This is a genomic window from Pseudomonas sp. Y3 TE3536, assembly GCF_053629175.1.
Genome location: NZ_JBRJHU010000001.1, coordinates 6120283 through 6146114, shown reverse-complemented (window position 1 = coordinate 6146114; position 25832 = coordinate 6120283). Strand labels below are relative to the sequence as shown.

General features: G+C 64.0%; 20 protein-coding genes and 1 pseudogene. 13 read left to right on the top strand and 8 right to left on the bottom strand.

Features of this window, described 5'->3' with window-relative positions:
* Positions 1-23 precede the first annotated feature (23 nt).
* Together AB7M33_RS27485 and AB7M33_RS27480 are read right to left on the bottom strand one after the other, a co-directional pair.
* The gene (locus tag AB7M33_RS27485; RefSeq protein ID WP_099429887.1) at positions 24-650 is read right to left on the bottom strand and encodes a LysE family translocator; all 627 of its coding nucleotides are present in this window, start codon (positions 648-650) and stop codon (positions 24-26) included.
* A gap of 2 nt (positions 651-652) precedes the next feature.
* Positions 653-1429 carry a YqcI/YcgG family protein gene (locus AB7M33_RS27480; protein ID WP_027593867.1) on the bottom strand — a complete coding sequence of 259 codons (777 nt, stop codon included), beginning with the start codon at positions 1427-1429 and terminating at the stop codon, positions 653-655.
* 160 nt (positions 1430-1589) lie between these two features.
* On the opposite strand from AB7M33_RS27480, the gene AB7M33_RS27475 reads away from it, so the two are divergent.
* Positions 1590-2510 carry a LysR substrate-binding domain-containing protein gene (locus AB7M33_RS27475; RefSeq protein ID WP_252827342.1) on the top strand — a complete coding sequence of 307 codons (921 nt, stop codon included), beginning with the start codon at positions 1590-1592 and terminating at the stop codon, positions 2508-2510.
* Here the strand turns inward: AB7M33_RS27475 and AB7M33_RS27470 are convergent.
* The gene (locus AB7M33_RS27470; RefSeq protein ID WP_454244133.1) at positions 2495-3400 is read right to left on the bottom strand and encodes a LysR family transcriptional regulator; all 906 of its coding nucleotides are present in this window, start codon (positions 3398-3400) and stop codon (positions 2495-2497) included. The genes AB7M33_RS27475 and AB7M33_RS27470 overlap by 16 nt on opposite strands.
* Before the next feature lie 118 nt (positions 3401-3518).
* Between AB7M33_RS27470 and AB7M33_RS27465 the strand changes: the two genes are divergently transcribed.
* The 7 genes and pseudogenes from AB7M33_RS27465 (at position 3519) to AB7M33_RS27435 (ending at position 14762) form a co-directional block, all read left to right on the top strand.
* Positions 3519-4709 (top strand): MFS transporter, encoded by a 1191-nt coding sequence (locus tag AB7M33_RS27465; RefSeq protein WP_274887116.1) that lies wholly within the window; start codon positions 3519-3521, stop codon positions 4707-4709.
* A 224-nt stretch (positions 4710-4933) separates the two neighbouring features.
* Entirely contained in the window at positions 4934-7294 is a 2361-nt protein-coding gene (locus tag AB7M33_RS27460) for a DNA polymerase II (RefSeq protein ID WP_454244132.1), read from the top strand.
* A gap of 79 nt (positions 7295-7373) precedes the next feature.
* Positions 7374-11912: an NEL-type E3 ubiquitin ligase domain-containing protein gene (locus AB7M33_RS27455; protein WP_454244131.1), complete on the top strand. Its 4539-nt coding sequence runs from the start codon at positions 7374-7376 to the stop codon at positions 11910-11912.
* 228 nt (positions 11913-12140) lie between these two features.
* Positions 12141-12701 (top strand): DUF4174 domain-containing protein, encoded by a 561-nt coding sequence (locus tag AB7M33_RS27450; RefSeq protein ID WP_265969470.1) that lies wholly within the window; start codon positions 12141-12143, stop codon positions 12699-12701.
* Positions 12702-12865: 164 nt separating this feature from the next.
* Positions 12866-13156 (top strand): annotated as a pseudogene (locus AB7M33_RS27445) (HvfA family oxazolone/thioamide-modified RiPP metallophore); the annotation flags it as partial.
* 93 nt (positions 13157-13249) lie between these two features.
* Entirely contained in the window at positions 13250-14086 is an 837-nt protein-coding gene (locus AB7M33_RS27440; RefSeq protein WP_454244130.1) for an HvfB family MNIO-type RiPP peptide maturase, read from the top strand.
* Entirely contained in the window at positions 14067-14762 is a 696-nt protein-coding gene (locus AB7M33_RS27435; RefSeq protein ID WP_265969468.1) for an HvfC family RiPP maturation protein, read from the top strand. Before AB7M33_RS27440 ends, AB7M33_RS27435 begins: the two co-directional genes overlap by 20 nt.
* Positions 14763-14815: 53 nt before the next feature.
* Here AB7M33_RS27435 and AB7M33_RS27430 read toward each other — a convergent pair whose 3' ends face one another.
* The 3 genes from AB7M33_RS27430 to AB7M33_RS27420 all read right to left on the bottom strand — a co-directional run bounded on the left by AB7M33_RS27430 (position 14816) and on the right by AB7M33_RS27420 (position 17481).
* Positions 14816-15325: an HvfX family Cu-binding RiPP maturation protein gene (locus AB7M33_RS27430; RefSeq protein WP_265969467.1), complete on the bottom strand. Its 510-nt coding sequence runs from the start codon at positions 15323-15325 to the stop codon at positions 14816-14818.
* A 132-nt stretch (positions 15326-15457) separates the two neighbouring features.
* On the bottom strand, positions 15458-16744 hold the full coding sequence (locus AB7M33_RS27425) for a sensor histidine kinase (protein ID WP_454244129.1): 1287 nt from the start codon (positions 16742-16744) through the stop codon (positions 15458-15460).
* Positions 16741-17481: a response regulator gene (locus AB7M33_RS27420; RefSeq protein ID WP_027593856.1), complete on the bottom strand. Its 741-nt coding sequence runs from the start codon at positions 17479-17481 to the stop codon at positions 16741-16743. Before AB7M33_RS27420 ends, AB7M33_RS27425 begins: the two co-directional genes overlap by 4 nt.
* A 219-nt stretch (positions 17482-17700) precedes the next feature.
* Between AB7M33_RS27420 and AB7M33_RS27415 the strand changes: the two genes are divergently transcribed.
* Both AB7M33_RS27415 and AB7M33_RS27410 read left to right on the top strand, forming a co-directional pair.
* The gene (locus tag AB7M33_RS27415; RefSeq protein ID WP_454244128.1) at positions 17701-17976 is read left to right on the top strand and encodes a DUF2790 domain-containing protein; all 276 of its coding nucleotides are present in this window, start codon (positions 17701-17703) and stop codon (positions 17974-17976) included.
* A gap of 10 nt (positions 17977-17986) precedes the next feature.
* Positions 17987-18502 carry a thioredoxin family protein gene (locus AB7M33_RS27410; RefSeq protein ID WP_238210804.1) on the top strand — a complete coding sequence of 172 codons (516 nt, stop codon included), beginning with the start codon at positions 17987-17989 and terminating at the stop codon, positions 18500-18502.
* Between the two features lie 53 nt (positions 18503-18555).
* Here AB7M33_RS27410 and AB7M33_RS27405 read toward each other — a convergent pair whose 3' ends face one another.
* Positions 18556-19404: a shikimate dehydrogenase gene (locus tag AB7M33_RS27405; RefSeq protein ID WP_252827351.1), complete on the bottom strand. Its 849-nt coding sequence runs from the start codon at positions 19402-19404 to the stop codon at positions 18556-18558.
* Complete coding sequence (aroQ, locus tag AB7M33_RS27400; protein ID WP_027593852.1) at positions 19401-19850, bottom strand: type II 3-dehydroquinate dehydratase; 450 nt, start codon at positions 19848-19850, stop codon at positions 19401-19403. Before aroQ ends, AB7M33_RS27405 begins: the two co-directional genes overlap by 4 nt.
* Before the next feature lie 223 nt (positions 19851-20073).
* Between aroQ and AB7M33_RS27395 the strand changes: the two genes are divergently transcribed.
* From AB7M33_RS27395 to AB7M33_RS27385, 3 genes are all read left to right on the top strand, one after another.
* Positions 20074-21309 carry a TolC family protein gene (locus AB7M33_RS27395; RefSeq protein ID WP_454244127.1) on the top strand — a complete coding sequence of 412 codons (1236 nt, stop codon included), beginning with the start codon at positions 20074-20076 and terminating at the stop codon, positions 21307-21309.
* 158 nt (positions 21310-21467) lie between these two features.
* A complete protein-coding gene (locus AB7M33_RS27390) occupies positions 21468-22667 on the top strand; it encodes an efflux RND transporter periplasmic adaptor subunit (protein ID WP_265969464.1) in 1200 nt (399 codons plus the stop codon).
* A gap of 16 nt (positions 22668-22683) precedes the next feature.
* A complete protein-coding gene (locus tag AB7M33_RS27385; protein ID WP_454244126.1) occupies positions 22684-25830 on the top strand; it encodes a CusA/CzcA family heavy metal efflux RND transporter in 3147 nt (1048 codons plus the stop codon).
* Positions 25831-25832 lie beyond the last annotated feature (2 nt).

The window sequence follows — 25832 nt, the reverse complement described above, 5'->3', positions numbered from 1 at the left end:
GCACTCCTTGCGAGGCATCCGGCTCAGGCCGCCAGTTCCTTGAGGTTGTACAGCAGGCCGCCGGCCGCGATCAGCAGCAGGGCAACGCCCGAGGCCAGGCTGATGACGCGATTGCTGCGCTGCGAAGCGATCTTGCCGATGGCGAAGATGTACAGGCTGAGCACGGCAAAATCGATGGCCACCCACAACAGCGACAGCACCACCATGCTCTTGCCGAACGACTCGGTGATCTGGATGAACTGAGGGAAGAAGGCGATGAAGAAGATGATGTCCTTGGGGTTGGAGATACCCACCATGAACCCTTGCAGCAGGCCGCCACGCCCAGGCCCAGGCGCTTCGTTCGCCGACTCTGGGGTGGGCGCCTGCAGGGCTTCCTTGAGGGTGCCCACGGCGATGTAGCCGATGAACAGGCAGCCCAGCAGGCTCATGCCGCTGAGCCAGGCCTTGTCGATGGCCGCGCTGGTCAGGATGATCCAGGCCGCCGCGCCAATCAGTACCAGGGACGCCCAGTTGGTCCCCACGGCAGTGAACATGGCTTTGCGCGACCCGGAGGCGGCAGCGGTGTTGACGATCAGTGCCACCACTGGGCCAGGGGTGGCGATCAGTAGCAGGACAGTCAGGGCATAGGTGGCGGTGAGTGCGGTATTCACGGTCAATTCTCGATCAGTGTGTCGGCTGTTACATGGGCGTGGAACGGGCAGCGCGACGGGTTGAGCGAACCCGCCTCCTGTAGCTGGTACTGCTTCCACTCGTAGTTGTCGGCATCGCCGAACGCGCCAAGGGTGTCGGGCATGATGCCGTTGTTGTAATGCTGTACCCGCTCGCGGATGCGGGCACGGATACGCTTGCCACTTTCGGTGCTGGCGTTGGCCACTTCGTCGAAGTTTTCCCGCGGGTTGATGACGAAAGTGATGTGTGGCCCCAGGTTGCGGCTTTTCATCTGTTGGTGGCCGGGGAAGTTCATGTTGATGAACAGCGGCATACCGGCGTAGCAGAACGACCAGCCCGTGTCGTGAGGGTCAGTCGGCATCGCCTGTGGCCAAGGGTGCGGGTCGCGCGCGTGCACGCCCTGCAAGACTTTCCAGGCCAGCGCCTGTTGCTCGGCAAGGGTGTATTCGCTGGCGGTTTCGAGAAACACCACCAATGGGCTGCCGATGCGCTGCTTGAGCGGGATCGGTGTGATGGTGCGCACGTAGTCAGCCAGGCCCTGGGCGATGTCGTCGGCCAGTTGTTCGGCGCGGGCGAAGAGGATGTGGCAGGTCTCGCTGGCGACTGCCTTGCGGCCAAACAGGCAGGGGAATTCGGGGTTGGCGAGAATGCTGCGAAAATGTTGTATGGTTTTGTACGTCCAATGTTGCGTGTTCCGCACATGTTCAGCGGCCAGCTCTAGCGCATCCAGGCGATAGCAGTTTCCATAACCCGTAAACATGATTTCCCCAGGCATCTAATTAAGTAACGTTCCAGTCATATGCAGGCAGAATCGTTGGTAATCTTTATTATTTACCCGCATTTTCTGAGACAGACTTAACGTTGTAAAACGCGTGGAACTATGACCTACTATTAGTCTCACTCATGCTTCGGACGTCGCCATGTCGGAACGGATTCAGGCCTTGCACGCCCTGCGTGCTTTCGAGGTGGCCTCTCGTTATGGCTCCTTTACCCGTGCGGCGGAGGAGCTGGCGCTGACCCAAGGGGCGGTCAGCCACCACATCAAGACCCTCGAGGCCATGTTCGGCTGCGACCTGTTCGAGCGTCGTGGGCCAAAGCTGAGCCTGACCGAGCACGGGCGTTTGCTGTCACAAGAGCTCAAGGTCGGCTTCAAGATCATCGAAAACGCCTGCGCGCTGCTGCGTCAGGACCGCTACGGTGTGCGTCTGAAGGCGCCATCCACGCTCACCATGCGCTGGTTGCTCAGGGCCCTGGACGGCTTCAAGAAGCTCGATGACAGCAGCAGCGTGCAACTGTCGAGCGTGTGGATGGACATCGACAGCGTGGACTTCTATTCGGAGCCCTACGACTGCGCCATCCTGCTGGCCAACGGCCGTTTCCCCGCCGATGTCGAGAGCTTCAAGCTGTTCGATGAGTGGCTGATCCCGGTGTGCCACCCCGATTACATGGTGCAAGCCCAGCCCGACCTTGCCGACCTGCGCCAATGCGAGTTCCTGCACCCGTCGCCGGACCGGCGCGACTGGCGACGTTGGCTGGCGCGGATGGACGCACTGGATATCAGCATCGACCAGGGGCAGGTGTTCGATACCCTCGACCAGGGGATTTCGGCGGCCCAGCAAGGCCTGGGCATCTCGGTGGTGGACCTGGTGCTGGCCAGCTCCGACCTGTCGGCAGGGCGGCTGGTGACGCCGTTCAAGCACGCGGTGGCCACCGGTGACGGGTATTACATGACTTGGCTGAAATCCAGCCCCAAGGCCCGGCAGATGCACAAACTGCGTGATTTTCTGATCAGCCAGGTGCCGCCGTTGGCCTACAAGGACATCAACTATTTGTACGGTTGAGGGCTGCCGGGGAACACCCGCTCAAGCATGAAATCGATGAACACCCGCAGCTTGGGCGGCACCTGGCGCCCCGACGGCCACAACAGGTAGAAACTTCCACGCCGCTCCATGAAACTGTCGAGTAACGTCACCAGCGTGCCGGCGGCCAGTTCGCGGCGCACGCTGAAGTCTGGCAGGCAGGTGATGCCGCGGTGGTTGAGGGCGAAGCAGATGCGTGTCTCGACGTGGTTGCACACCATCGAAATGGGGATGTCATAGCCCTGGTCGGGGTGCTCCTGACGCAGCGGCCAGGTCTCCAGCTTGCCGTTGCTGGGGAAGCGGTAATGCAGGCAGGTGTGTGCATTCAGGTCGCGGGGGTGGGTGGGCGTGTCGCGTTCGCGCAGGTACTCGGGCGATGCCACCAGGCGATGCTGGAAGTGGCCGAGGAACTTGGCATTGAGGCGCGAATCCACGGGTTGACCGCCGCGCATCACCACATCGAACCCTTCACCGACGATATCCACCATGCGGTCGGTAAACTCCAGGTCCAGTTCAACCTCAGGGTACAACGCCATGAAGTCGGCCAGCGCCGGCATGACCAGCCCGGTGACCTGGGGCAGGCTCACACGCAGGCGACCGCGCGGGGTTTCACTGGCCTGTGACAGGGCCTGCTCGGTGGCCTCGATCTCAGCCAGGATACGGCGGCTGCGTTCAAGAAACAGCGTGCCTTCGGCGGTCAACGTGATGCTGCGTGTGCTGCGGTGGAACAGGCGCACACCCAGGCGGCTTTCCAGCCGTGCCACGCGCTTGCCCACAGCCGAAGCGCTGATGCCCAACGACTGGCCTGCAGCCACGAAACTGCGGGTTTCGGCCACCCGGTTGAAGACTACGAAGCCGCTGAGGCTGTCCATTGCGCTCTCCTGATTGCGGACATTAATGTCCGGGGTGAACGGCATTGTACCCATCTTTTTCCGCAATACCCCGGCATGCACACTGCCGGCCTCGATCACCACTTCAAGGCACCCCGCAATGTCCCAGACTTCTTCCGCACCGCTACTGGGTGAAAGCGCCGAGCGCTTACCCTTGAGCGGCCTGCTGGCCCTGGCGATGACCGGCTTCATTGCCATCCTCAGCGAAACCCTGCCTGCCGGCCTGCTGGACCAGATCGCCGGCGGCATGGCGATCAGCCAGGCCATGGCCGGGCAGTGGGTCACGGCGTACGCATTGGGCTCGCTGCTGACAGCCATCCCGCTGGTGACCCTGACCCAAGGCTGGTATCGCCGCCGTGCACTGCTGCTGGCGATTGGTGGCTTCGTGCTGTTCAACGGGTTGACGGCCTTGTCGTCGTCCAATGCCCTTACCCTGGTGCTGCGCTTTTTCACCGGTGCCGCAGCCGGCCTGGCTTGGGGATTGATTGCCGGCCATGCCCGGCGCATGGTGCCGGTGGCCTTGCAGGGGCGGGCGATGGCGGTGGCCATGCTCGGCCAGCCGATAGCCTTGTCCCTCGGCTTGCCCATCGGTACCTGGTTAGGGGCACTGTTGGGGTGGCGGGCCACCTTTGTCGTGGTCACTGTGGTGGCGCTGCTGCTGGTCGTCTGGGTGTTGCGCGCCGTGCCGGACTACCCGGGGCAGGCCGCCGGCAAGCGACCGGCGGCGCTGCAGGTGTTGCGCACACCTGGCGTGGCGTTGGTGCTGTTGGTGATCATGACCTGGATCCTCGGCCACAACATTCTGTATACCTACATCGTGCCGTTGCTGGCGGCGGCGGGGATGGCCGCCGAAATCGGCCAGGTGTTGATGGTGTTCGGCTTGTCGGCGCTGGCGGGCATCGGCCTGGTCGGGCTGTTGGTCGATCGCCACCTGCGCACGCTGGTGCTGCTCAGCCTGGCCGGTTTTGCCGTGGCCACGCTGGTGCTGGGGCAGGCGTCCTCGTGGGCCCTGTACCTGAGCATCGCGCTGTGGGGTGTGACCTACGGCGGCGCGCCAACACTGTTGCAGACGGCCTGCGCAGATGCGGCGGGCGAGGGCGGTGACGTGGCGCAGTCGATGCTGGTGACGGTATGGAACAGCGCCATCGCCTTGGGCGGGATTATCGGTGGGTTGCTGCTGACCGGGGCAGGTGTCGCCTGGTTTGGCCCCGTGGCGCTGGTGTTGATTGGCCTGGCGTGGCTGCTGGCCTGGGCAGGGCGCCGTGGTGGGTTCAAGGCCGGCTCCCGATAGTTTCCCAGGCCTACGCGGTCGTTGTAGGAGCAGCCTTGTGCTGCGAAGAGGCCAGTACTGACCATGCAACTCTGCCAGGTTTACCGGCCTCTTCGCAGCACAAGGCTGCTCCTACAGAGGCCGGGTCGGATCTGAGGACAACGCAAGACATGGCAACCCCTGGATTGCCCTGCACAGGGTAGAATCGTCACTTACAGCACAACAGACGATCAGAGGTCCACGCGGTGGAATTGCAGCAGGGCTTTGTCCTGACCCGGCATTGGCATGACACACCCGAAGGCACGTGCGTGGAGTTCTGGCTGGCGACGGACCAAGGCCCGCGCCAGCTGCGGCTGGCGCCGCAAGTCTCGGTGGCGTTCATCGCGCAGGCGCAGGCCGAACATGCGCGCGTGCTGCTGGCCAACGAGCCGGGAGTCGAGCTTAAGCCCTTGCAACTGCGCGACTTCGATCAGCGCCCGGTGCTGGGCTTGTACTGCCGCCAGCATCGCCAGTTGATGCAACTGGAGCAACGCCTGCGCAACGCCGGCGTCGAGGTGTACGAAGCCGATATCCGCCCCCCCGAGCGCTACCTGATGGAGCGCTTCATCACGGCCCCGGTGCAGTTCACCGGCCAGCCAGACGCCCACGGCGTGCTCTGCGACGCCCAGCTCAAACCACTGCCAGACTACCGACCGCCGCTGCGCCTGGTGTCGCTGGATATCGAAACCAGCGAGCGCGGCGCGCTGTACAGCATCGCCCTCGAAGGCTGCGGCCAGCGCCAGGTGTACATGCTCGGCCCGGCCAACGGCGACAGCAGCGCGGTGGACTTCCACCTGCAGTACTGCGACGACCCTGCCGCGCTGCTCGATTGCCTCAACCAATGGATGGCCCGGCACGACCCGGATGCGATCATCGGCTGGAACCTGGTGCAGTTCGACCTGCGCCTGTTGCACGAACATGCCAAGCACCTGCAGGTGCCTTTGGCCCTGGGCCGCAACGGCGCGCCCATGGCCTTGCGCGCTCACGCCAGCGGCGGCCACGTGTTCGCCGATGCTCCTGGGCGCTTGCTGATCGACGGCATCGAAGCCTTGCGTTCGGCAACCTGGAGCTTCCCGTCGTTCAGCCTGGAGAGCGTTGCCCAGACGCTGCTGGGGGAGGGCAAGGCGATCAGCACGCCATATCAGCGCATGGATGAAATCAACCGCATGTTCGCCGAGGACAAACCGTCGCTGGCGCGCTACAACCTCAAGGACTGCGAACTGGTCACGCGCATCTTCGCCCACACCCGGCTGCTCGAGTTCCTGCTCGAACGCGCCTCGGTCACCGGCTTGGCCGTGGACCGAAGCGGCGGTTCGGTGGCCGCGTTCTGCCATTTGTACATGCCGCAGATGCACCGTTTGGGCTTTGTCGCGCCCAACCTCGGCAGCCGCCCGGACGAAGCCAGCCCCGGCGGTTTTGTCATGGATTCGCGCCCTGGCCTCTACGATTCGGTGTTGGTGCTGGACTACAAGAGCCTGTACCCCTCGATCATCCGTACCTTCCTGATCGACCCGGTGGGCCTCGTCGAAGGCTTGCGTCAGCCCGACCCGCAGCACGCGGTCGAAGGTTTTCGCGGGGGGCGCTTTTCGCGCAGCCAGCACTGCCTGCCGGCCATTGTCGAGCGGGTATGGCAGGGCAGGGAGGCGGCCAAGCGCGCGGGCAACGCGCCGCTGTCGCAGGCCCTCAAAATCATCATGAATGCCTTCTACGGTGTGCTGGGTTCCAGTGGCTGCCGCTTCTTCGACCCGCGCCTGGCATCGTCGATCACCATGCGCGGGCACCAGATCATGCGCCAGACCCGCGAACTGATCGAAGCCCGCGGTTTCGATGTGATCTATGGCGATACCGACTCCACCTTCGTCTGGCTCAAGGGTGCCCATGACGAGGACGCTGCCGCGCGCATCGGCCGCGAGCTGGTGGCCGAGGTCAACCATTGGTGGCGCCGGCACTTGAGTGATTCGATGGGCCTGGAAAGTGCTCTGGAGTTGCAGTTCGAAACCCATTACCGACGCTTTCTGATGCCGACCATCCGCGGTACCGAAGAAGGCAGCAAGAAGCGCTACGCAGGGCTGGTGCAGCGCGCCGACGGCAGCGAGGAGATGGTCTACAAAGGCTTGGAGTCGGTACGCACCGACTGGTCGCCGCTGGCCCGGGAATTTCAGCAGGCGCTTTACGGGCGGATCTTCCGTGGCCAACCGTACCGCGACTATGTGCGCCAGTACGTGCAGCAGACCTTGGCCGGGGAATTCGATGAGCTGATGGTGTACCGCAAGCGCTTGCGTCGTCCGCTGGCCGATTACCAGCGTAACGTGCCGCCGCATGTGCGCGCAGCGCGCCTGGCCGATGAGTACAACAGCCGCCTCGGCCGCCCCCGGCAGTACCAGAACGGCGGCTGGATCAGCTACCTGATGACCACCGCCGGCCCTGAACCCTTGGAGAGCCTGCAGGCACCCATTGATTACGAGCATTACCTGAGCCGCCAACTGCAACCGGTGGCCGACGCCATCCTGCCCTTTGTCGGGGATGATTTCGCGGCGTTGACCGGCCGCCAGCTACAGCTGTTCTGAGCACAGGCATTACCTATCTAGCGCCTCGACAAACCGCGGCTGCCTAGGCTGGCCTCTTTACCCACAAGAGGCTTTACGCATGGGCACTACACACTCGCCAGAGGATCAGGCTGGGGGCAATGCCGCCGTCCGCCCCGACATGCTGCAGCAGGACAGCGACGCGTTTCAGGATGGTTTCATCAGCAAGCGCCTGCCCCGTTGGTTGCGACAGGCGCCCATTGACCAACTGCCTGCGATCAGCCACGCCTTGGCCAAGAGCCTTGAAAGCCGTCAGCAACTGGGCGCGTTGCTGACGCGCATCGAAGGCATCGATGGCTTCGTCGCCTCCCGGCTGGAGAAGGCGCTCAGCGAGCGTTACGGGGTTACCTACAACCTGCACCGGTTGAAGTTTCTCGAAGGGCACCGTGAACCGGTGATCAACGCCCAGCCGGTGGGGGCTCACCTCACAGAAGTGGTGTACGACGAAAAACCACTGCTTGAGGTGGCACTGCGCAACTTTACCGCCGAACAGGCCAGCGCGGGCGGCCAGCCGGCGGGCAACCGGTTGCTGGTACCGCGCTCGGGCGCGCGCAAACCGCCCACCGCCATCGCCTTTGCTGCGCTGTGCCGCGAGCTCGACCTGGGGCAGGGCTACCAGCAGCATCTGGACAGCATTCTGAAACCGGCCAATGACGAAAAACGCATCGAGACGTTGCTGGTCGATGCCGTGCGCTACGCCATGCTGGTGGACGGCTACAAGGCCCGGCAAGACAATCTGCTGGATGCCAGCGAGCTGAAATTGCTGGTGGGCATGTGCCTCGAGGGCAAGCTGCTGCGCCTGGCAGGTGACCTGGTGGTGGCCAAGCAACTGAAGCTGCTCGGGTATGCGCTTGAGCAGGTGGTGGTGCTGGAGGTGATCGATCAAGGCCCTTTGTTCAACACCACGCGGCGTTTGCTGATGTATGTGCCGGGTGATCCGGTGGCACCCTGGAGTGCATTTGGCAGCCTCAGTGACCTCAACCGTGAACTGGGCCACCGCTTGCGCGTCAAGACGTATCAGCGATTCTTCAGCCGCTTCGTGCTCAGGCGCGACAGCCAGGCGTTCTTCGCCACGGTAACGCCCGTTTTTGATGACCTGCCGGCCTGGGCAAGTTATGACCTCGCCCCCCGTTTGCAGGCCTACCCGCCACCGCTGTTCAACAGCCTCGCACAGTCGCGTATCCGCCAGATCAAAGAGGATGCGGCAATGATCGCGGTGCCGGTGGCGCGGCTCGACCGCAGCGTCCAGCGTGCCCATGACGAGCGCCTGGCTGCTGAAGGCTGGCTGCTGCTGAACCTGGCGTCGTTTTTTGTCCCGGGCCTGGGCCTGGTCATGCTCGCGGTGACTGTCTGGGAGTTGCTGGGCGAGGTTTACCATGGCATCGAAGCCTTGCAGGCGGGTGATGCCCAGGAGGCACTCGACCATTTGACCCACGTCGCCACTGACCTTGCGGTGATTGCGGCGACGGTGGCGGGCGTTACGGTGGCGCGGCGGTTGTGGGCGCGTTCTGCTGTGGTCGATGCGATGGTGCCTGCACAGCTGGAGGACGGTAGCAGCAAGCTTTGGCAGCAGGACCTGACACCATACCGCAGCGTCGCGCCGGGGCCTGCGGCTACCCAGGATGCCTTGGGGATTCGACGCCACGCCGGGCAGGCCTGGATCGAAATGGACGGCCACCACTACCCTGTGGTCGACCCCGGCAGCGAGGGCCAATGGCAGCTTCGCCCGCGCAGCGGCAATGGGCCTGCGCTGCGTCACAACGGTGCTGGCGCGTGGCGGGTCTGGAGCGAGCAACCTGCGCAATGGGATGACACCCACCGCATGTTCCGCCGCCTTGGCACGCCGTTGGACAGCATGACGGACGAGCAGATCGACCAGGTGCTGGGCTTTCATGACCTGGGTGCGGATGAGCTGCGGGCCCTGCATGTGTATGGGCGTGCGCCCGAGGCCGGCATGCTCGACAGCGCCGAGCGTTGCAGGATCGATCAGCGGATCCGCCAGGTGATCAGCTGCTTGCGGGCGGGCGAGCCGGTCGAGGATGCCACCGTGTTGCAGCATGCCCAGCGCTTGCCGGGTGCAGCCGGTGCGTCGGACCCGCAGTTGGCCGAGCTCGCCTGGGCCCAGCGGCGCCTTTTATTGGGGCATGTGTATGACGCCGTGCAGGTCAGCGACAGCCCGGGCAGTGCCTTGCTGCGCAACGTGTTTTCGGGCTTGCATCCGCGGGCCGCGCAGGCGCTGCTGACGGCGGCCAATGGGGATGACCGACGGCGGTTGCTGCAGACTGGCCGCGTGCCATTGAACCTGGCCGAGGCGGCCAGGCGCGCTGTGGCGACCATTCGCAAGGTCAGGGTACTTGAAGCGTTGAGCCTGGATACCCCACAGAATGCCGACTTGGCGCGTGTCGCACTGGGGCTGCTCAAGCACTTGCCTGGCACTGGCCAAGGCGTGCGTTGGCGCTTGTTCGAAGGCCATCGCGGTGGGCCGCTGCTGGCATCGACCGAGGACGGCGCGCAGGCATTCGATTTGCTGCACCACGCGGGCACGTTCCAATTGCTGGATGCCCAAGCGGTGCCGCAAGGCGAGGCGGGCGAGCTGTTCGAGGTGTTGGCAGCAGCCTATTCACCGTCCCAGCGGGAGGCGATGCAGGTAGCGGAGCCCTTCGCCCATAACCTCAGGGTCGTGCTGGCGCGTGAGGCCCTACGACGTCGTGCCGAACTTGAAGGGCTGCTGGGTGTGCAGCCCCCGGGAATGTTCCGCCCACCCCTGCGTTTGGCCGATGGCCGCCTGGGTTACCGCTTGGGTGGCCGTAACTCGGGTGGCCCAGGCAGGCCAGAGCGGGCGCTGGCGCTGGCAGCGTCGGTGCGTGACCTGTTTCCCTCGTTCAGTGACGAACAGGTGGCGACATGGACCGACAATGTGCGGCGTTCGGGGCGCCAAGTGGAAGCGGTATTGGCCCAATTGCGTGCAGAGTACAGGGTGCTGCGCAACAGCTTGGAAGGGTGGGTCGGGGAGGCCCAAGGTGCTGAGAGGGAAGACCGTACCTGCATGCGCAACACGCTGCTCGATTGCTGGCGGCGCACCACCGACGCAGGGCAAACGCACCTCGACACCGACCACAACTACCGCATGGTCTTGTACAACATGCGGCCTGGGGAGCTGCCGGAAATGCCAGCACAGGTCAGCTTTGCTCATGTTTCCGATGTATCACTGCTGCGCATGGAGCTGCAGGAAATTCCAGCGAGCTTCCTGCTCGCTTTCCCGCGTGCACGGTTACTGGACCTGGGGGGGAATTTGCTGACCCGCTTGCCGCAGCCGTTGCTGCAAATGCAGCACTTGCGTCAGTTGACCCTGACCAATAACCAGATCGTGTTGAACACCAGCCAGGCCGCTACGTTGGCAAGTGCCACAAGCCTCGAGTACCTCGACCTGTCCCATAACCCACTGGGTCGCGCCTTCACCTTGAATGGGCTCACCGTTCTTCGCTGGCTGAACTTGCGCAATACGGGGCTGACGCAGTTTCCGCACGGCGTGGAGAGCCGCTCAAGCCTGGTGTACATGGACATGCGCGAGAACCGCCTGACGCGGATTCCAGAGTGGTTCTATCAACTGGCACCTGGCTTTCGGCGGCGCATCAGGTTGGCCGGAAACCCGTTTGAGAACGCCGAGCTGATTCGCCTGCAGGCGGCGCTGATGGGGCCGGCCATGCCGACGGACGAGGTGCTGCTTTACGAACAACTCGAGCGTGCCCGTGCCGTTTGGGGGGATGCTGTCGGGCCGCGTTATCGGGGCCTGCTGATGGCGGCTTGGGAGTCGGTAGACATAGGGGAGCCTGCCGATCGCTTCTTTCGCGTCCTGCAGCAGTTGCTGCAGTCCGCGGATTTCCACATCAATGCTGAAGCCCTCGCCCAGCGGGTACTGGCCGTGCTGCAGGCGATGGCCCGGGAGCCGGCCCTGCGCGAAGCCTTGATGGACATCGCCAACGACGAGTGGGGTTGCCAGGACGGCGCGACCTGGTGCCTCAGTAACCTTGAACTGAACGTGCTAGTGTGGCGTGCCCGGACCGATGAGCCAGGCAATACCGAGCAGGCCTTGATTGCGTTGGGGCGGCGTTTGTGGCGCCTGGATGAGGTCGATCGGCTGGCTGTGCTGGACATCCTGAATCGCGGCGGCAACCCAGATGAAAGCGAAGTGGGGCTTGCCTATCGCCTCGGGTTGCGCGATCGCCTGAACTTGCCCATTGCAGTAGCCGACATGAGTTTTCGCCCCCTGGCAGGGGTCACTGAGGCGCACCTTGCACGGGCGCAAGCGCAAGTGCTCGAGGCAGAGACGCAGGAGGAAATCGCGCGTTCACTGGTGGACCGAACGTTCTGGCAGGGGCACCTGGAACGTGCTCACCCTGAACGCTTCGCGCAAGTGGACAGGCCGTTCCGGCGCCGCCTCGATCGCGTGCTCGACGATGAGGCGTTGACCGACGAGGCCAGGCAGGCTGAGTCGGATGCGATTCTTGCCGCGCAGCGCGCTGCCCGGCGCGGGTTGATGCTCGACATGACGCTGGCGGCATTGGAGGCCGGGCCTCCGGGCGCTGGCATCGACGTGTAACAACACCGCGTGTGTGGCGTAGCGCAGCCTTGCCAGCAGTGGCTTTGGGCTATGCTCAGTCAGGAGGCGGCCTTTTCGGCAAAGTCCGTCATCCTGATCTGACGCATGCCTGGAAATTGTCAGTTACTTTTCCTTCGCCACGCAGCTTTTGAAGTGGTTTAGGCTCCAGGTCGGATTTTTCTCCGTGATCTGTAGTCATTGGTTTATCGAGACATTAAGGAGATGTGTATGCTCGTCCGGTCACTGACCCTCGCTACCTTGCTCGCCGTCACCGGCCCACTGTTCGCCGCCGACAGCGACGCTCCACTGGCCAAGGAGCTGGGCAAGGCACGGCCTCTGGTGATCATTGCTCCCAGTTCTGCCGACCCGACATTACGTGGGTTGAACAAAGCCTTGGAAGACCCGGAAATTCAAAAAGCCTTCAAGGAGCGCAGCCTGGTGCTGTACAGCGTTGCCAAGATGGTCGGCAAGCGCGAGGACAAGAACCTCGAGCAGCAGACCACCATGGCCCTGATCCGTGAACTCAAGCTTGGCGCGAGCGTGGGTACCAAGGTGATCCTGGTGGGCAAGGACGGTGAACGGCACATGCTCAAGGATGACGCCACGGGCGAGCCAATCGACCCGCAGGCCATCCTCAAGGCGGTCGATGAGCTGCCGGCGAGCGAGAAGGCCGTGACTGCGCCAGAGCCTGTCGCGGCGGCACCTGAAACCAAGGGCAAGGACAGCAAACCGGCCAAACCCGTCAAACCTGCCAAGCCCGCAGCGCCGCCCAAGCCGCTGGAAGACTGACAGCCTTCACCCGCCACTGGCCGCAGGGGCGGGTGCTCTGTATCACACTGTATCCTGCAGGCCTACAGACCGATTCATGTACAAAATGCCGATTTCGGCGATACAACCCCGACACACCCACCCGGCCTAATGGCTCCACTTTCCAACCACAGTGGAGCTACACCATGACTCATGCACGCAACACCCTCGGCCTGCTCGGCGCCGCCCTGATCGGCAGCATGGCCTTTGGCAGCAGCGCGTTCGCTGTCGAGCCGCTGTCCCAGGGGTATCAGTTGGCTTCGGCCAAGGTGCCTGGCGAAGGCAAATGCGGTGAAGGCAAGTGCGGTGGCAGCGGCAAGGCCACCCAGGGTGAGGGCAAGTGCGGTGGCGACAAGAAGGCCAGCCATGGCGAAGGCAAGTGCGGTGAAGGTAAATGTGGCGGCGCTGGCAAGGCAGCAGAAGCCTCGTCCAGCGAAGTGACCGGTAAGTCCTGAGTTAAACCCTTGGAATGACACAACGCCCCTCCTGCTGGTCAGGCGGGGCGTTTTGCATGTTGTGGAGACTTATCGATGACGACCACACCCTTGCTTGTCGGCCTTGGCCTGCGCCGTGGCCTGATGGCTGAATTGCTTACGCTGGAAGACGGTGCCGTGGATTTTCTGGAGTGTGCGCCAGAAAACTGGATTGGGGTCGGAGGCGCCTATGGCAAAGGCCTGGCGCAATTGACCGAACGGTTTGCGCTGGCCTGCCATGGGCTGTCCTTGTCCTTGGGCGGCAGCCTGCCGCTGGACCGGGGCTTGCTGGACCAGACCCGGCGCTTTCTCGATCGCCATCAGGTACGCCTGTACAGCGAACACCTGAGCTATTGCAGCGATGACGGTCACCTCTACGACCTGATGCCGATCCCCTTCACGCAAGAAGCTGTGCATCACGTCGCCGCCAGGATTCGTCAGGGCCAGGACCACTTGCAGCGGCGTATCGCCGTGGAAAACATCAGCTATTACGCCGCACCGTACCAGGCGATGAGCGAGCTGGACTTCATTCGCGCCGTGCTCGACGAGGCCGACTGCGACCTGCTTCTGGACGTCAACAATGTGTTCGTCAACGCCTGCAACCATGGCTACGATGCGCAGGCCTTCCTTCAGGGGCTGCCGCCGGCACGCGTCGTCGCCATGCATGTGGCGGGTCATTACGACGAGGCCCCGGACCTCAAGGTGGATACCCATGGCGCACCCGTAAAGGAGGATGTCTGGTCGTTGTTCGCGATGGCCTGCAAGCATTTTGGCGCACAGCCGACAACGCTCGAGCGAGACTTCAACTACCCGCCCTTGGCCGAGCTGCTCGAAGAGACTGACCGCATTCGCACGGTGCAGCGGGAGGTGTCGCATGAGCGAATTGTTGCGTGAACAGCAGTTCTCGCTGGCGCGGCATCTGCGAGATCCGCTGCGGCATGCCCCACCGCCTGGCATCGAGGCACGCCGGCTGAAGGTTTACCGTGAACTGTTCTATGGCGCCATCGAAGGCCTGCTGGCCGGCAGCTTTCCGGTGCTGCGGCAAACCTTGGGCGAGCCGCGCTGGCATGCCCGCGTGCGGGATTTTTATGCCAACTACCGCAGCCAGACACCCTTGTTCACCGAGATCGCCGAAGCGTTCATCGACTATCTCCAGGGCATCGAACTGGATGCTCCGTGGCAACTGGAGCTTGCCCACTACGAGTGGATCGAGGCCCAGCTGTACCTCAGCGATGCCGAAGACCCGGCTCATGACCCACAGGGTGACCTGCTGCAGGGGGAGCCGCTGCTGTCGTGCACGGCCAGGGTATTGGCCTACCGTTGGCCAGTTGACCGTATCGGCCCGGATTATCAACCGCAGGAGGCACCTGAACCCACCTTGCTGCTGGTCTACCGCGACGCCGGGCTGCAGGTACGCTTCGCTCGCCTGGCACCCATGGCTTACCGCTTGCTCACAGAGGTGAGGGGTACTGGGCTGGCGCGTCTGCACGCATTGGGTGGGGATCAGGAGCAAGGCTTGGCACTGCTGGAGAGCCTGCGCGCGCAAGGCATTGTCATCGGTACAGCCTGAGATAAAAAGCGGGCTCGGCGCCTACTGGCCCCGAGCCCGTTGCTATTTACGCGTCATGCCCTGGCTGCGAGCCGCGCGTTGAGCCAGTGGTCAAGGCTCAGGCGGCCGGCCCCCTTGAGCAGCAGTGGCAGCAGTGCCACCAGGTAGATCAGCGGCAACTTGAAGTTGCCGAAACCCTGGTCGGTGATGGCATAACCCTGCGCCAGCTCCGCCAGGCTCGACCACTGCGCCGGCCAGTGCACCGCAGCAATGGCCACCACAGTGATGACCATGAGCCCGGCCGAGGCCAGCCGTGTGCCCAGGCCAAGCAACAGCAGTAAAGGCAGCACCAGCTCGGCCCACATCGACAGTTGCCAGTTCAGCGCTGCTGGCAGTGCGCTGAACGGGAAGGGGAAGCTGGACTGCAGGTCGCCGAACCAGTTGGTGCCGTTGTATTTTTCCAGACCAGACTCGAAAAACTCCCAGGCCAGAAACAGCCGCAGCGGCACGTCGGCGCTCCAGTTTCCGATCCGGTCAATGTGGCTGAAGGGGTGGGTAAATGCCGTCATGTTTGGACGTGTCATCGGTTTAACTCCTGGCGTGCCAATGTGTGGCCGGGAGTGTGTAGCGGTGGCGTATCGACAGTGTGTCGGCGGAGGCGACAGTGTGTATCGGACTGTAGCGATCGGTTGCGTAAGGCGACATGCCGGTGGCACTCACTTCAACTCGATCTGTGCACACAACCCGCCGCCTTGGCGATTGCTCAGGGTCAAGCGCCCACCCATGGCCTGGGTCAGTTGCTGCGCGATCGCCAGCCCCAAGCCGGTGCCTCCGGTACTGCGGTTACGCGAGCTTTCTACCCGGTAAAAAGGCTTGAGCACTTCATTGAGCTCATCTTCCGGAATCCCCGGGCCGTCGTCGAGTATCCGAATCCGGGTGCATCCTGGTTCACGGCTGACCTCCAGCTGTGCTTTACCCGCGAACTTCAAGGCGTTGTCCACCAGGTTGACCAACACCCTGCGCAGCGCATGCGGGCGGGTTTCCAGCAGGCCGTCGGCGTTGCCGTGGCGTTCGACCTGGGCGCCGCTGTCCTGGTAGTCGAACACCAGGCTGTCGAGGAAGGCATCCAGGTTGATTCGGCATGGGGCTTCGGTGTTGATGTCCATGCTGCGGGCATAGGCCACTCCTTCGCGTACCAGGTGCTCCATGGCATCCAGGTCGTGCCACAGCTTGTCTTTCTCGACCCCCTCGTCCATCACTTCGACCCGCAATTTCATGCGGGTGATGGGGGTTTGCAGGTCGTGGGAAATCGCCGCCAGCAACTGCATGCGCTCCTTGAGGTAGGCCGCGATGCGCGCCTGCAAGGCATTGAAGGCAACGGCGGCGTACTTCACCTCGCGCGGGCCGCTCTCGTCCAGTTGCACACCGGGTTTGTCCGGGTCGAGGTTGTCCACGGCCTGTGACAGGCGGGTAAGCGGGCCGATGGCTAGGCGCACTGCCAGCCAGGTGCACAGCAACAGCACGGCCAGCTGAATCAGCAAAACCACCGGCAGCCAGCGGGCGATCGGTACGGGGGTCGGGGTAACGTCGATGGTCAGGGGCGCGCCATCTGCCAGGTTCAAGTGCACCTGAAAATGCGCATTGGGGCCGGGGATCTCCTGGAAGGTCAGGCGAAAGTCGTCGCCAATGGCTTTGACGATCGACTCGGCGGCCATGGGCGGGTCGCTGGTCGGCATCGCCTGGCCATCCTGGCCCTGGTCAAGGTGGTAGCGGTAGGTACGCCGCTCCAGGCGCGGCAGCCAGGCGGTACGTTCGGCGGCGGGCAGGCGGTCGAGGATGGCGACGGAAGTGGCAACGTCCTGTTCCAGGTTGCTGAGCATCATCGAGCGGCTGCTGATGTAACGCTCGTAGGCTTGCAGGCCGAACGACAACCCATAGGCCAGTACCAGCCCGGTGAAGAAGATCAATGCCAGGCGCGAGGCCAGGGTACGGGGCCATTTCATGAGGGCGACTCGAGCAATTGCACCGGCAGCGAGAACACGTAGCCTTCGCTGCGCACGGTCTTGATGCAGCTGGGTTCGCGGGCGTCATCACCCAGGCGCTGGCGCAGGCGGCTGACCAGCAGGTCGATGGAGCGGTCGAAGATGTCCGCCTCACGGCCCTGGGTGAGGTTGAGCAGTTGTTCGCGGCTGAGCACCCGCTGCGGGTGGTCGAGGAATACCCGCAGTAGCCGGTACTCGGCGCCGCTCAGGGCTACCAGGGTGTCTTCACTGTCGAGCAGGTGGCGTGCGGTGGTGTCCAGGCGCCATTGGCCGAAGGCCAGCAGGCGGCTGCTTTCGCTGATGGTCAGGTTGGGCGGCAGCATGCGCGTGCGGCGTAGCACGGCGTTGATGCGGGCCAGCAGTTCGCGGGCGGAGAACGGCTTGGTCAGGTAGTCGTCGGCGCCCATCTCCAGGCCGATGATGCGGTCGGTTTCGTCGTTGCGTGCGGTCAGCATCAGCACGGGCGTGTTGCGGTGTTTGCCGGCACGCAGTTCACGGCACAGCAACAGGCCATCGTCGCCGGGCATCATGATGTCGAGGACGATGAGGTCGACGCTGTTGGCTTCGAGAAAGGCGCGCATCTGCCGGCCATCGGCAACGATGCTGGTCCGCAGGCCGTTCTTCTTCAGGTAGTTGCCGACCAGTTCGCGGATCTCGCGGTCGTCGTCGACGATCAGGATGTGATCGACGTGTTCCATGCGCAGCGTTCCTGTATGGGGTGGGGTTGGCGCAGTGTACCGAGCCTAATCGCGCTTGCCTGCGGGGTTTTGTATTGCAGTGTATCTGGCGTTTGCAGAGATACAGGAGGAAGCAGATCACAGGCTCGGGTGACACATACGGGATACCTGGCGGCCGTGTAATGGCTCTCGACCGGGGAGTAACCCTCCCCACCTAAAGCGTTACACAGGAGAGTTGCCATGAACCTCAAAGCCTTCGCCAGCGTCAGCCTGTTTGCCGTGTTCAGTTTCGGCGCCATTGCCGCTCAGGCCGCCACCACCGCGATGAACGATGCCAGTGTGATGCAGTACCGCTACGGTGATCATCTGGATGTGAAGAAAGTCCTGTCGGTGCAGGATGATCAGGGCAACACCTGCGGCTTGGTCAACACGCGCATGGACTACCTCGATTCCAAAGATCAGCATCGGAGTGTTGAATACCGCTCGTACGCCACCGGCGGTTGCCATGAGAATTGATCGCCGCCTGATGTTAAAGGTGGGCGGCATTGCGCTGGCCCTGACAGGCCTGGGCCTGGCGGGCTATCTGCAGGCCCGCGACAGTTACGGCGCCATGCCGTCGCTGGCGGGTGCCAGCCAGTGGTTGAATTCGCCGCCACTGGATGCGCCGGCGCTCAAAGGCAAGGTGGTGCTGGTGGACTTCTGGACCTGGGACTGCATCAACTGCCAGCGCAGCCTGCCGCATGTGAATGACTGGGCACGGCGTTACGCCGACCAGGGGCTGGTGGTGGTGGGCGTACACACGCCTGAGTATGACTACGAGCATGACGTCGCGACCTTGCGCGACAAGGTAGCTGCGCTGGGGATCGGGTACCCGGTGGCGGTGGACAACGATCACCGGGTGTGGAATGCCTGGGGCAACCAGTTCTGGCCGGCGCATTATTTTGTCGACCGCACAGGGCAGGTGCGCCACGTGCATTTCGGCGAGGGGGACTATGCCGGGCAGGAGCAGGTGTTGAAGGCCTTGCTGGATGAAAAGGGTTGATGCGCCTGTGCCGTCCCTTTCGCGGGTTTGCCCGCGAAAGGGACGGTGCCGACTCAGCTAAAACTGGCAAAATGCGCCTGCATCCGCGCCGCATCGGCCTCGCGGCCACTGAACAGCTCGAACGCCTTGACCGCCTGGAACACCGCCATGTTGCTGCCATCCAGCGTGCGGCAACCCAATGCCCGCGCGGCGCGCAACAGTTCGGTTTCCAGCGGGAAGTAGATGATCTCCGCCACCCACAACCGTTCATGCAGCAACTCCACCGGCAGCGGCGTCCCCGGCAGCTTGGCCATGCCCACGGGCGTGGTGTTGACCAGCCCGTCTGCCTCGGCCAATGCTGCGCGCAGGTCAGTGCCGAGCACTGCACGGCCGGCACCGAAATGCCCGTTGAGGTTGTCGACCAGCGCTTGTGCCCGCGCCGTGTCGACTTCGAACAGCACCAGCCGTTCGACCCCTTCGCCCAGCAGCGCATGGGCCACGGCCGAGCCTGCGCCACCGGCGCCCATCTGCACCACCTGCCGGCGTGCCACATCTGGCAGGCCGCGGCGCAGGCCTTCGGCGAAGCCCAGGCAGTCGGTATTGTGGCCGACCCGCTTGCCGTCCTTGAGCACCACGGTGTTCACCGCGCCGATCCCACGGGCTTCATCCGACAGCTCGTCGAGCAGCGGCAGAATCGCCTGTTTGAACGGGTAGGTGATGTTGAGCCCGGTGAACCCGGTGTGCTGTGCGGCATCGAGCAGGCCGGGCAGGGCGCTGTCGTCTAGCTGCAATTGATCGGCATCGATCAGGCGATACAGGTAACGCAGGGATTGCGCGTCACCTTCATGCTCATGCAGCGCAGGGGTGCGCGACAGCTGGATGCCGCGGCCGATGAGGCCGGCGAGGATGGCCTGTTGGCTCATGCGGTCTGCTCCTGGAACATTTCCGCGAAGTGGCTCAGGGCCAGGCGGTAGCCGTGGCTGCCCAGGCCGCAGATCACGCCGACGGCGATCGACGAGACGAACGACAGGTGGCGGAAGGGCTCGCGTTTGTGCACGTTGGACAGGTGCACCTCGATGACGGGCAGTTCACTGGCCACCAGGGCGTCGCGGATGGCCACGGAGGTGTGGGTCCAGGCACCCGGGTTGATCAGGATGCCAGCACAGCGGCCACGGGCGGCATGGATCCAGTCGATCAGTTCGCCTTCGTGGTTGGTCTGGCGGAATTCGATTTCCAGGCCTTTGGCAAGGGCGCTGTCGGCGCAGCCTTGGGCCAGGTCAGCAAGGGTTTCATGGCCGTACTGAGTGGGCTCGCGGGTGCCCAGCATGTTCAGGTTAGGGCCGTTCAGCACAAGAATAAGGGGCTTCATGAAAGGCATCACTTTGTTGTTTTTGGATGCGCTTATCTTTGTACCACCTGGTTAGTTTCGTCAATTGCGTGAACGGGCTTAGACGGGAAAGTGGGCGATAACCGGACGTTTTGCGCCAATACCGATCCCTGCTGATTACAGCATTGTAATGTTCACGCCACCGCCCCGATAAGCACGCCGCCCTACAGTCCCTCGCCAACGCTCGCCGACGAGGACCTGTTTCGTGCCCTGCACCCCTGCCATCCCCCGCAAGATCGCCTTGCTTTGCCTGTTACTGGCGGCCACTGGCAGTGCCCAGGCCAGTGGCAGCCTGAGCCTGCCCGAAGCGCTTAGCGCTGCCTTTGCGCAAAACCCGGAACTCACTGCCGCGGGCCGTGAAATCGGCATTGCCGAAGGCGAGCGGCGCCAAGCGGGGTTGATACCTAACCCGGAGTTGTCCTGGGAAGTCGAGGACACCCGCAGCGAGACGCGCACCACCACGGTCACCCTGAGCCAGCCACTGGAACTGGGCGGCAAGCGGGGAGCGCGCATCGCCGTGGCCGGTGCCGGCCAGACCATCGCCCAGCTTGACCTGGAACGCCAGCGCAATGGCTTGCGCGCCGATGTGGTGCAGGCCTTCCACGCGGCCCTGCGTGCGCAAACGGCGCTGGAGCTGGCGCAACAGTCCCAGGCACTGACGGAGCGCGGGCTGCGGGTGGTACAGGGGCGCGTCACGGCCGGCCAGTCTTCGCCGGTAGAGGTCACGCGGGCCCAGGTGCAACTGGCCCAGGCGCAGGCGCAAGTACGCCGCGCCGCCTCACAGCGCAGTGTGGCTTATCAGGCTTTGGCGCGGTTGACGGGCAGCCCGGTGGCACGCTTCGACCGCCTGCTGGCCACTGATCTGTCGCCGGGTGCCGCGCCTGCGGTCGAGGCCTTGCTGGCCAGGGTCGAACAGACCGCCGAGTGGCGCTTGGCGGCGGCGCAGGTCGAGCGCAGCGAAGCGTCGTTGGGGTCTGAAAAGGCTCAGCGCCTACCCGACCTCACCGTCAGCCTCGGCAGCCAATACAGCCGCGAGGACCGCGAGCGAGTCAACGTGGTCGGGCTGTCGATGCCGCTGCCGTTGTTCGACCGTAACCAAGGCAACGTGCTGGTGGCTGCGCGACGTGCCGACCAGGCCCGTGACTTGCGCAATGCCGTTGAGTTGCGCTTGCGCAGCGAGACCCGCAGCGCCCTCAGCCAATGGGCCACGGCCATGCAGGAAGTGCAGGCCTACGACCGCACCATCCTGCCCTCGGCGCAGCAAGCGGTAGACACCGCCACCCGCGGCTTCGAGATGGGCAAGTTCGCCTTCCTTGATGTGCTCGATGCCCAGCGCACGCTGATCGAGGCGCGGGGCTTGTATCTGCAAGCCCTGGCCTCAGCGACTGATGCGCGGGCCCAGGTCGAGCGCCTGTATGGCGACCTTGAGGGCGGCTTGTGATTCAGGGGCCGCTGCGCGGCCATCGCCGGCAAGCCAGCTCCCACAAATGAAGCGCCACATTGATGCACGGTGCCGTCCCTGTGGGAGCAGGCTTGCCGGCGATGGGTCGCGCAGCGGGCCCATTGGCTTGAGCAAAAACACGAACAGCAGGAGCAACAATGGATAACCCACGCAAGATCGCCCTCCTGGCGGTCGCTCTGGCCGTGCTTGGCCTCGGTGGCCTGGCCTGGACCGGCAACCTCGGCCAGGCCTCGAGCGGCGAAGCCCAGCACGACGCGCATGGCGAAGACGGCCACGGCCACGATGATGAGCAGGCCGAAGAAGGCCACGCCGACGAGGAAGGCAAATTGCACCTTTCCAGCGCCCAGATCGAGGCGGCTGGCGTGCAGTTGGTAGCTGCCGGCCCCCGTGAGCTGGGCACTGCCATCAGCTACCCGGGTGAGATCCGTTTCGATGAAGACCGCACCGCGCATGTCGTGCCGCGTGTACCGGGCGTGGTCGAGTCGGTGCAGGCCGACCTCGGGCAGGCGGTAAAGCGCGGCCAGGTGCTGGCAGTGATTGCCAGCCAGCAGATTTCTGACCTGCGCAGCGAACAACAGGCAGCCCAGCGCCGCCTGGAACTGGCGCGTCTGACCTTTCAGCGCGAACAGCAGCTGTGGCAGGAACGCATCAGTGCCGAACAGGACTACCAGCAGGCTCGCCAAGTGTTGCAGGAGGCCGAGATCGCGCTGGCCAATGCTCGGCAAAAGGTTGCGGCAGTCGGCCCCGCCGGCGCCGGCAATCGCTATGAGTTACGCGCACCCTTCGATGCGGTGGTGGTGGAAAAACACATGAGCGTGGGCGAGGTGGTCGACGCCTCCAGCAACGCCTTCACACTGTCCGACCTGAGCCGGGTCTGGGCCACTTTCGCCGTCGCCCCACGCGACTTGAACCGGGTCGTCACCGGGCGCAGCGTCACGGTCAGTGCGCCGGACCTGGGCGCCGAGGTTGAGGGCACGGTCAATTACGTCGGCAGTCTGCTCGGTGAACAAAACCGCGCCGCCACCGTGCGCGCCACCTTGGCCAACCCCAACGGCGCCTGGCGCCCTGGGCTGTTCGTGAACATTGCGGTCAGCGTCGAGCGGTCGACCGCCGCCGTGGTGGTACCGGAAAGCGCGTTGCAGACCTGGGAGGAGCAGACCGTGGTGTTCGTGCGTACCGAGCAAGGCTTCGAGGCACGCCCGGTGACGACAGGGCGCCGCGACGCCGGCCAGGTAGAACTCGTCGCCGGCCTGCCTGCAGGCACTCAGGTCGCTGCCGCCGGCAGCTTCGTCCTCAAGTCGGAGCTTGGCAAAGGCTCCGCCGAGCACAGCCATTGAAACCGGGGACGACGCCATGTTCGAACGCCTGATCCAATTCGCCATCGAGCAGCGCCTGGTGGTGATGCTTGCCGTGCTGCTGATGGCTGCGGTGGGTATCCACAGCTACCAGAAACTGCCCATCGATGCCGTGCCGGACATCACCAACGTCCAGGTGCAAATCAACACCGCCGCACCCGGTTACTCGCCATTGGAGACCGAGCAGCGCATCACCTTCGCCATCGAAACGGCCATGGCCGGCCTGCCAGGCCTCAAGCAGACCCGTTCGCTGTCCCGCTCGGGCTTGTCCCAGGTCACGGTGATCTTCGATGACGGCACCGACCTGTTCTTCGCCCGTCAATTGGTCAACGAGCGCCTGCAGGTGGCCCGTGAACAGTTGCCCGACGGCATCGAGGCGGGCATGGGGCCGATTTCCACAGGGCTGGGCGAGATCTTCTTGTGGACCGTCGAGGCCGAGGAGGGCGCGCTCAAGGACGACGGTACGCCCTACACCCAGACCGACCTGCGGGTGATCCAGGACTGGATCATCAAGCCGCAGTTGCGCAATGTGCCGGGGGTGGCCGAGGTCAACAGCATTGGCGGCCATGCCAAGCAGTACTTGATCGCACCGGAGCCCAAGCGCCTGGCGGCCTACAAGCTCACCCTCAATGACTTGATCGCGGCACTGGAGCGCAACAACGCCAACGTGGGGGCCGGCTACATCGAGCGCAATGGCGAGCAGTTGCTGATCCGCGCACCGGGCCAGTTGGACTCCGCCGAGGACATCGCCAACATCGTCATCGCCAGCGTCGACGGCACTCCGATACGCGTCAGCCATGTCGCCCAGGTTGGCCTGGGCCAAGAGCTGCGCTCTGGGGCTGCGACTGAAAATGGCCGTGAGGTAGTGCTGGGCACTGTGTTCATGCTGATCGGCGAGAACAGCCGCACGGTCTCCCAGGCGGTGGCGGCCAAGCTGGTCGAGATCAACCGCAACCTGCCCAAGGGCGTGGTCGCGGTGACGGTGTATGACCGTACCAACCTGGTCGAAAAAGCCATCGCCACGGTGAAGAAAAACCTGATCGAAGGCGCGATCCTGGTCATCGCCGTGTTGTTCCTGTTCCTGGGCAACATCCGCGCTGCGGTCATTACCGCCATGGTCATCCCGTTGTCGATGCTGTTTACCTTCACCGGCATGTTCAGCAACAAGGTCAGTGCCAACCTCATGAGCCTCGGCGCGCTGGACTTCGGCATCATTGTCGATGGCGCAGTGGTGATCGTCGAGAACGCCATTCGCCGCCTGGCTCACGCCCAGCAACGCCATGGCCGCATGCTGACCCGCGCCGAGCGCTTCCATGAAGTGTTTGCCGCCGCCCGTGAAGCACGGCGCCCGCTGATTTACGGGCAGTTGATCATCATGGTGGTTTACCTGCCGATCTTTGCCCTGACCGGGGTCGAGGGCAAGATGTTCCACCCCATGGCCTTCACCGTCGTGATCGCCCTGCTGGGTGCCATGATCCTCTCGGTGACCTTCGTGCCGGCGGCGCTGGCGCTGTTCGTGACCGGCAAGGTCAAGGAAGAAGAAGGCTTGGTCATGCGCACTGCGCGCCAGCGCTATGCACCGGTGCTGGGCTGGGTGTTGGGCCGGCGCAAGCTGGCGTTCGCCGGGGCGGCAGCGCTGGTGGTGTTGTCCGGGGTGATGGCCAGCCGCATGGGCAGCGAGTTTATCCCCAGCCTCAGCGAGGGTGACTTTGCCCTGCAGGCGCTGCGCGTGCCAGGCACCAGCCTGACGCAGTCGGTAGACATGCAGCAGCGCCTGGAGCGGGCGATCATTGCCCAGGTGCCGGAAGTGGAGCGCGTGTTCGCCCGCACCGGCACTGCCGAAATCGCCTCGGACCCGATGCCGCCGAACATCTCTGACGCCTACGTAATGCTGCGTCCGCCCGCGCAATGGGCTGACCCGAACAAGCCACGCGAGGCGCTGATTGCCGAAGTGCAGCGCGCCGCGGCCAGTGTGCCGGGCAGCAATTACGAGCTGTCGCAACCGATCCAGTTGCGCTTCAACGAACTGATCTCGGGTGTGCGCAGTGATGTGGCCGTCAAAGTGTTTGGGGACGACATGGGCGTGCTCAACCAGACCGCCGCGCAAATCGCCAGCAGCCTGCAGCGTGTGCCGGGCGCCTCGGAGGTCAAGGTCGAGCAGACCACAGGCCTGCCGGTGCTGACCATTGATATCGACCGTGACAAGGCCGCCCGCCATGGCCTCAATGTCGGCGACGTGCAAGACGCCATCGCCATTGCGGTGGGGGGGCGTACGGCAGGCACGCTGTATGAGGGCGACCGACGTTTCGACATGGTGGTGCGCCTGCCCGAGACTGTGCGTACCGATGTCGACGGGCTTTCCAGCCTGCTGATACCGGTACCGGCGAGCAGTGCAGCCGGCGCTGCCCAGATCGGTTTCATCCCGCTGTCGCAGGTCGCGACGTTGAACCTGCAACTGGGGCCTAACCAGGTCAGCCGTGAGGATGGCAAGCGCGTGGTGGTGGTGAGTGCCAACGTGCGTGGCCGCGACCTTGGCTCGTTCGTGCAGCAGGCCGAGCAGGCCCTGATCGAGCAGGTGCAGATACCGCCCGGTTACTGGACGCGCTGGGGCGGCCAGTTCGAGCAGTTGCAGTCGGCCGCCGAGCGTCTGCAGGTGGTAGTGCCGGTGGCCTTGCTGTTGGTGCTGGCCTTGCTGCTGATGATGTTCAACAACCTCAAGGATGGCTTGCTGGTGTTCACCGGTATTCCATTTGCCTTGACCGGTGGGGTACTGGCGCTGTGGTTGCGGGATATTCCATTGTCAATTTCCGCAGGGGTGGGCTTCATCGCCTTGTCGGGGGTGGCGGTACTCAATGGCCTGGTGATGATTGCCTTTATCCGCAGCCTGCGCGAGGAAGGGCGCACGTTGCGGGTGGCGGTCGAGGAGGGCGCGTTGACGCGCTTGCGGCCGGTGCTGATGACCGCGTTGGTGGCCTCGCTGGGGTTCATCCCGATGGCGTTGGCCACGGGGACCGGGGCGGAAGTGCAGCGGCCCCTGGCGACCGTGGTGATTGGCGGGATCCTGTCGTCCACGGCGTTGACGTTGCTGGTGTTGCCGGCGTTGTACCAATGGGCGTATCGGCGCGAAGAGGGGGAGGAAGGCTGATA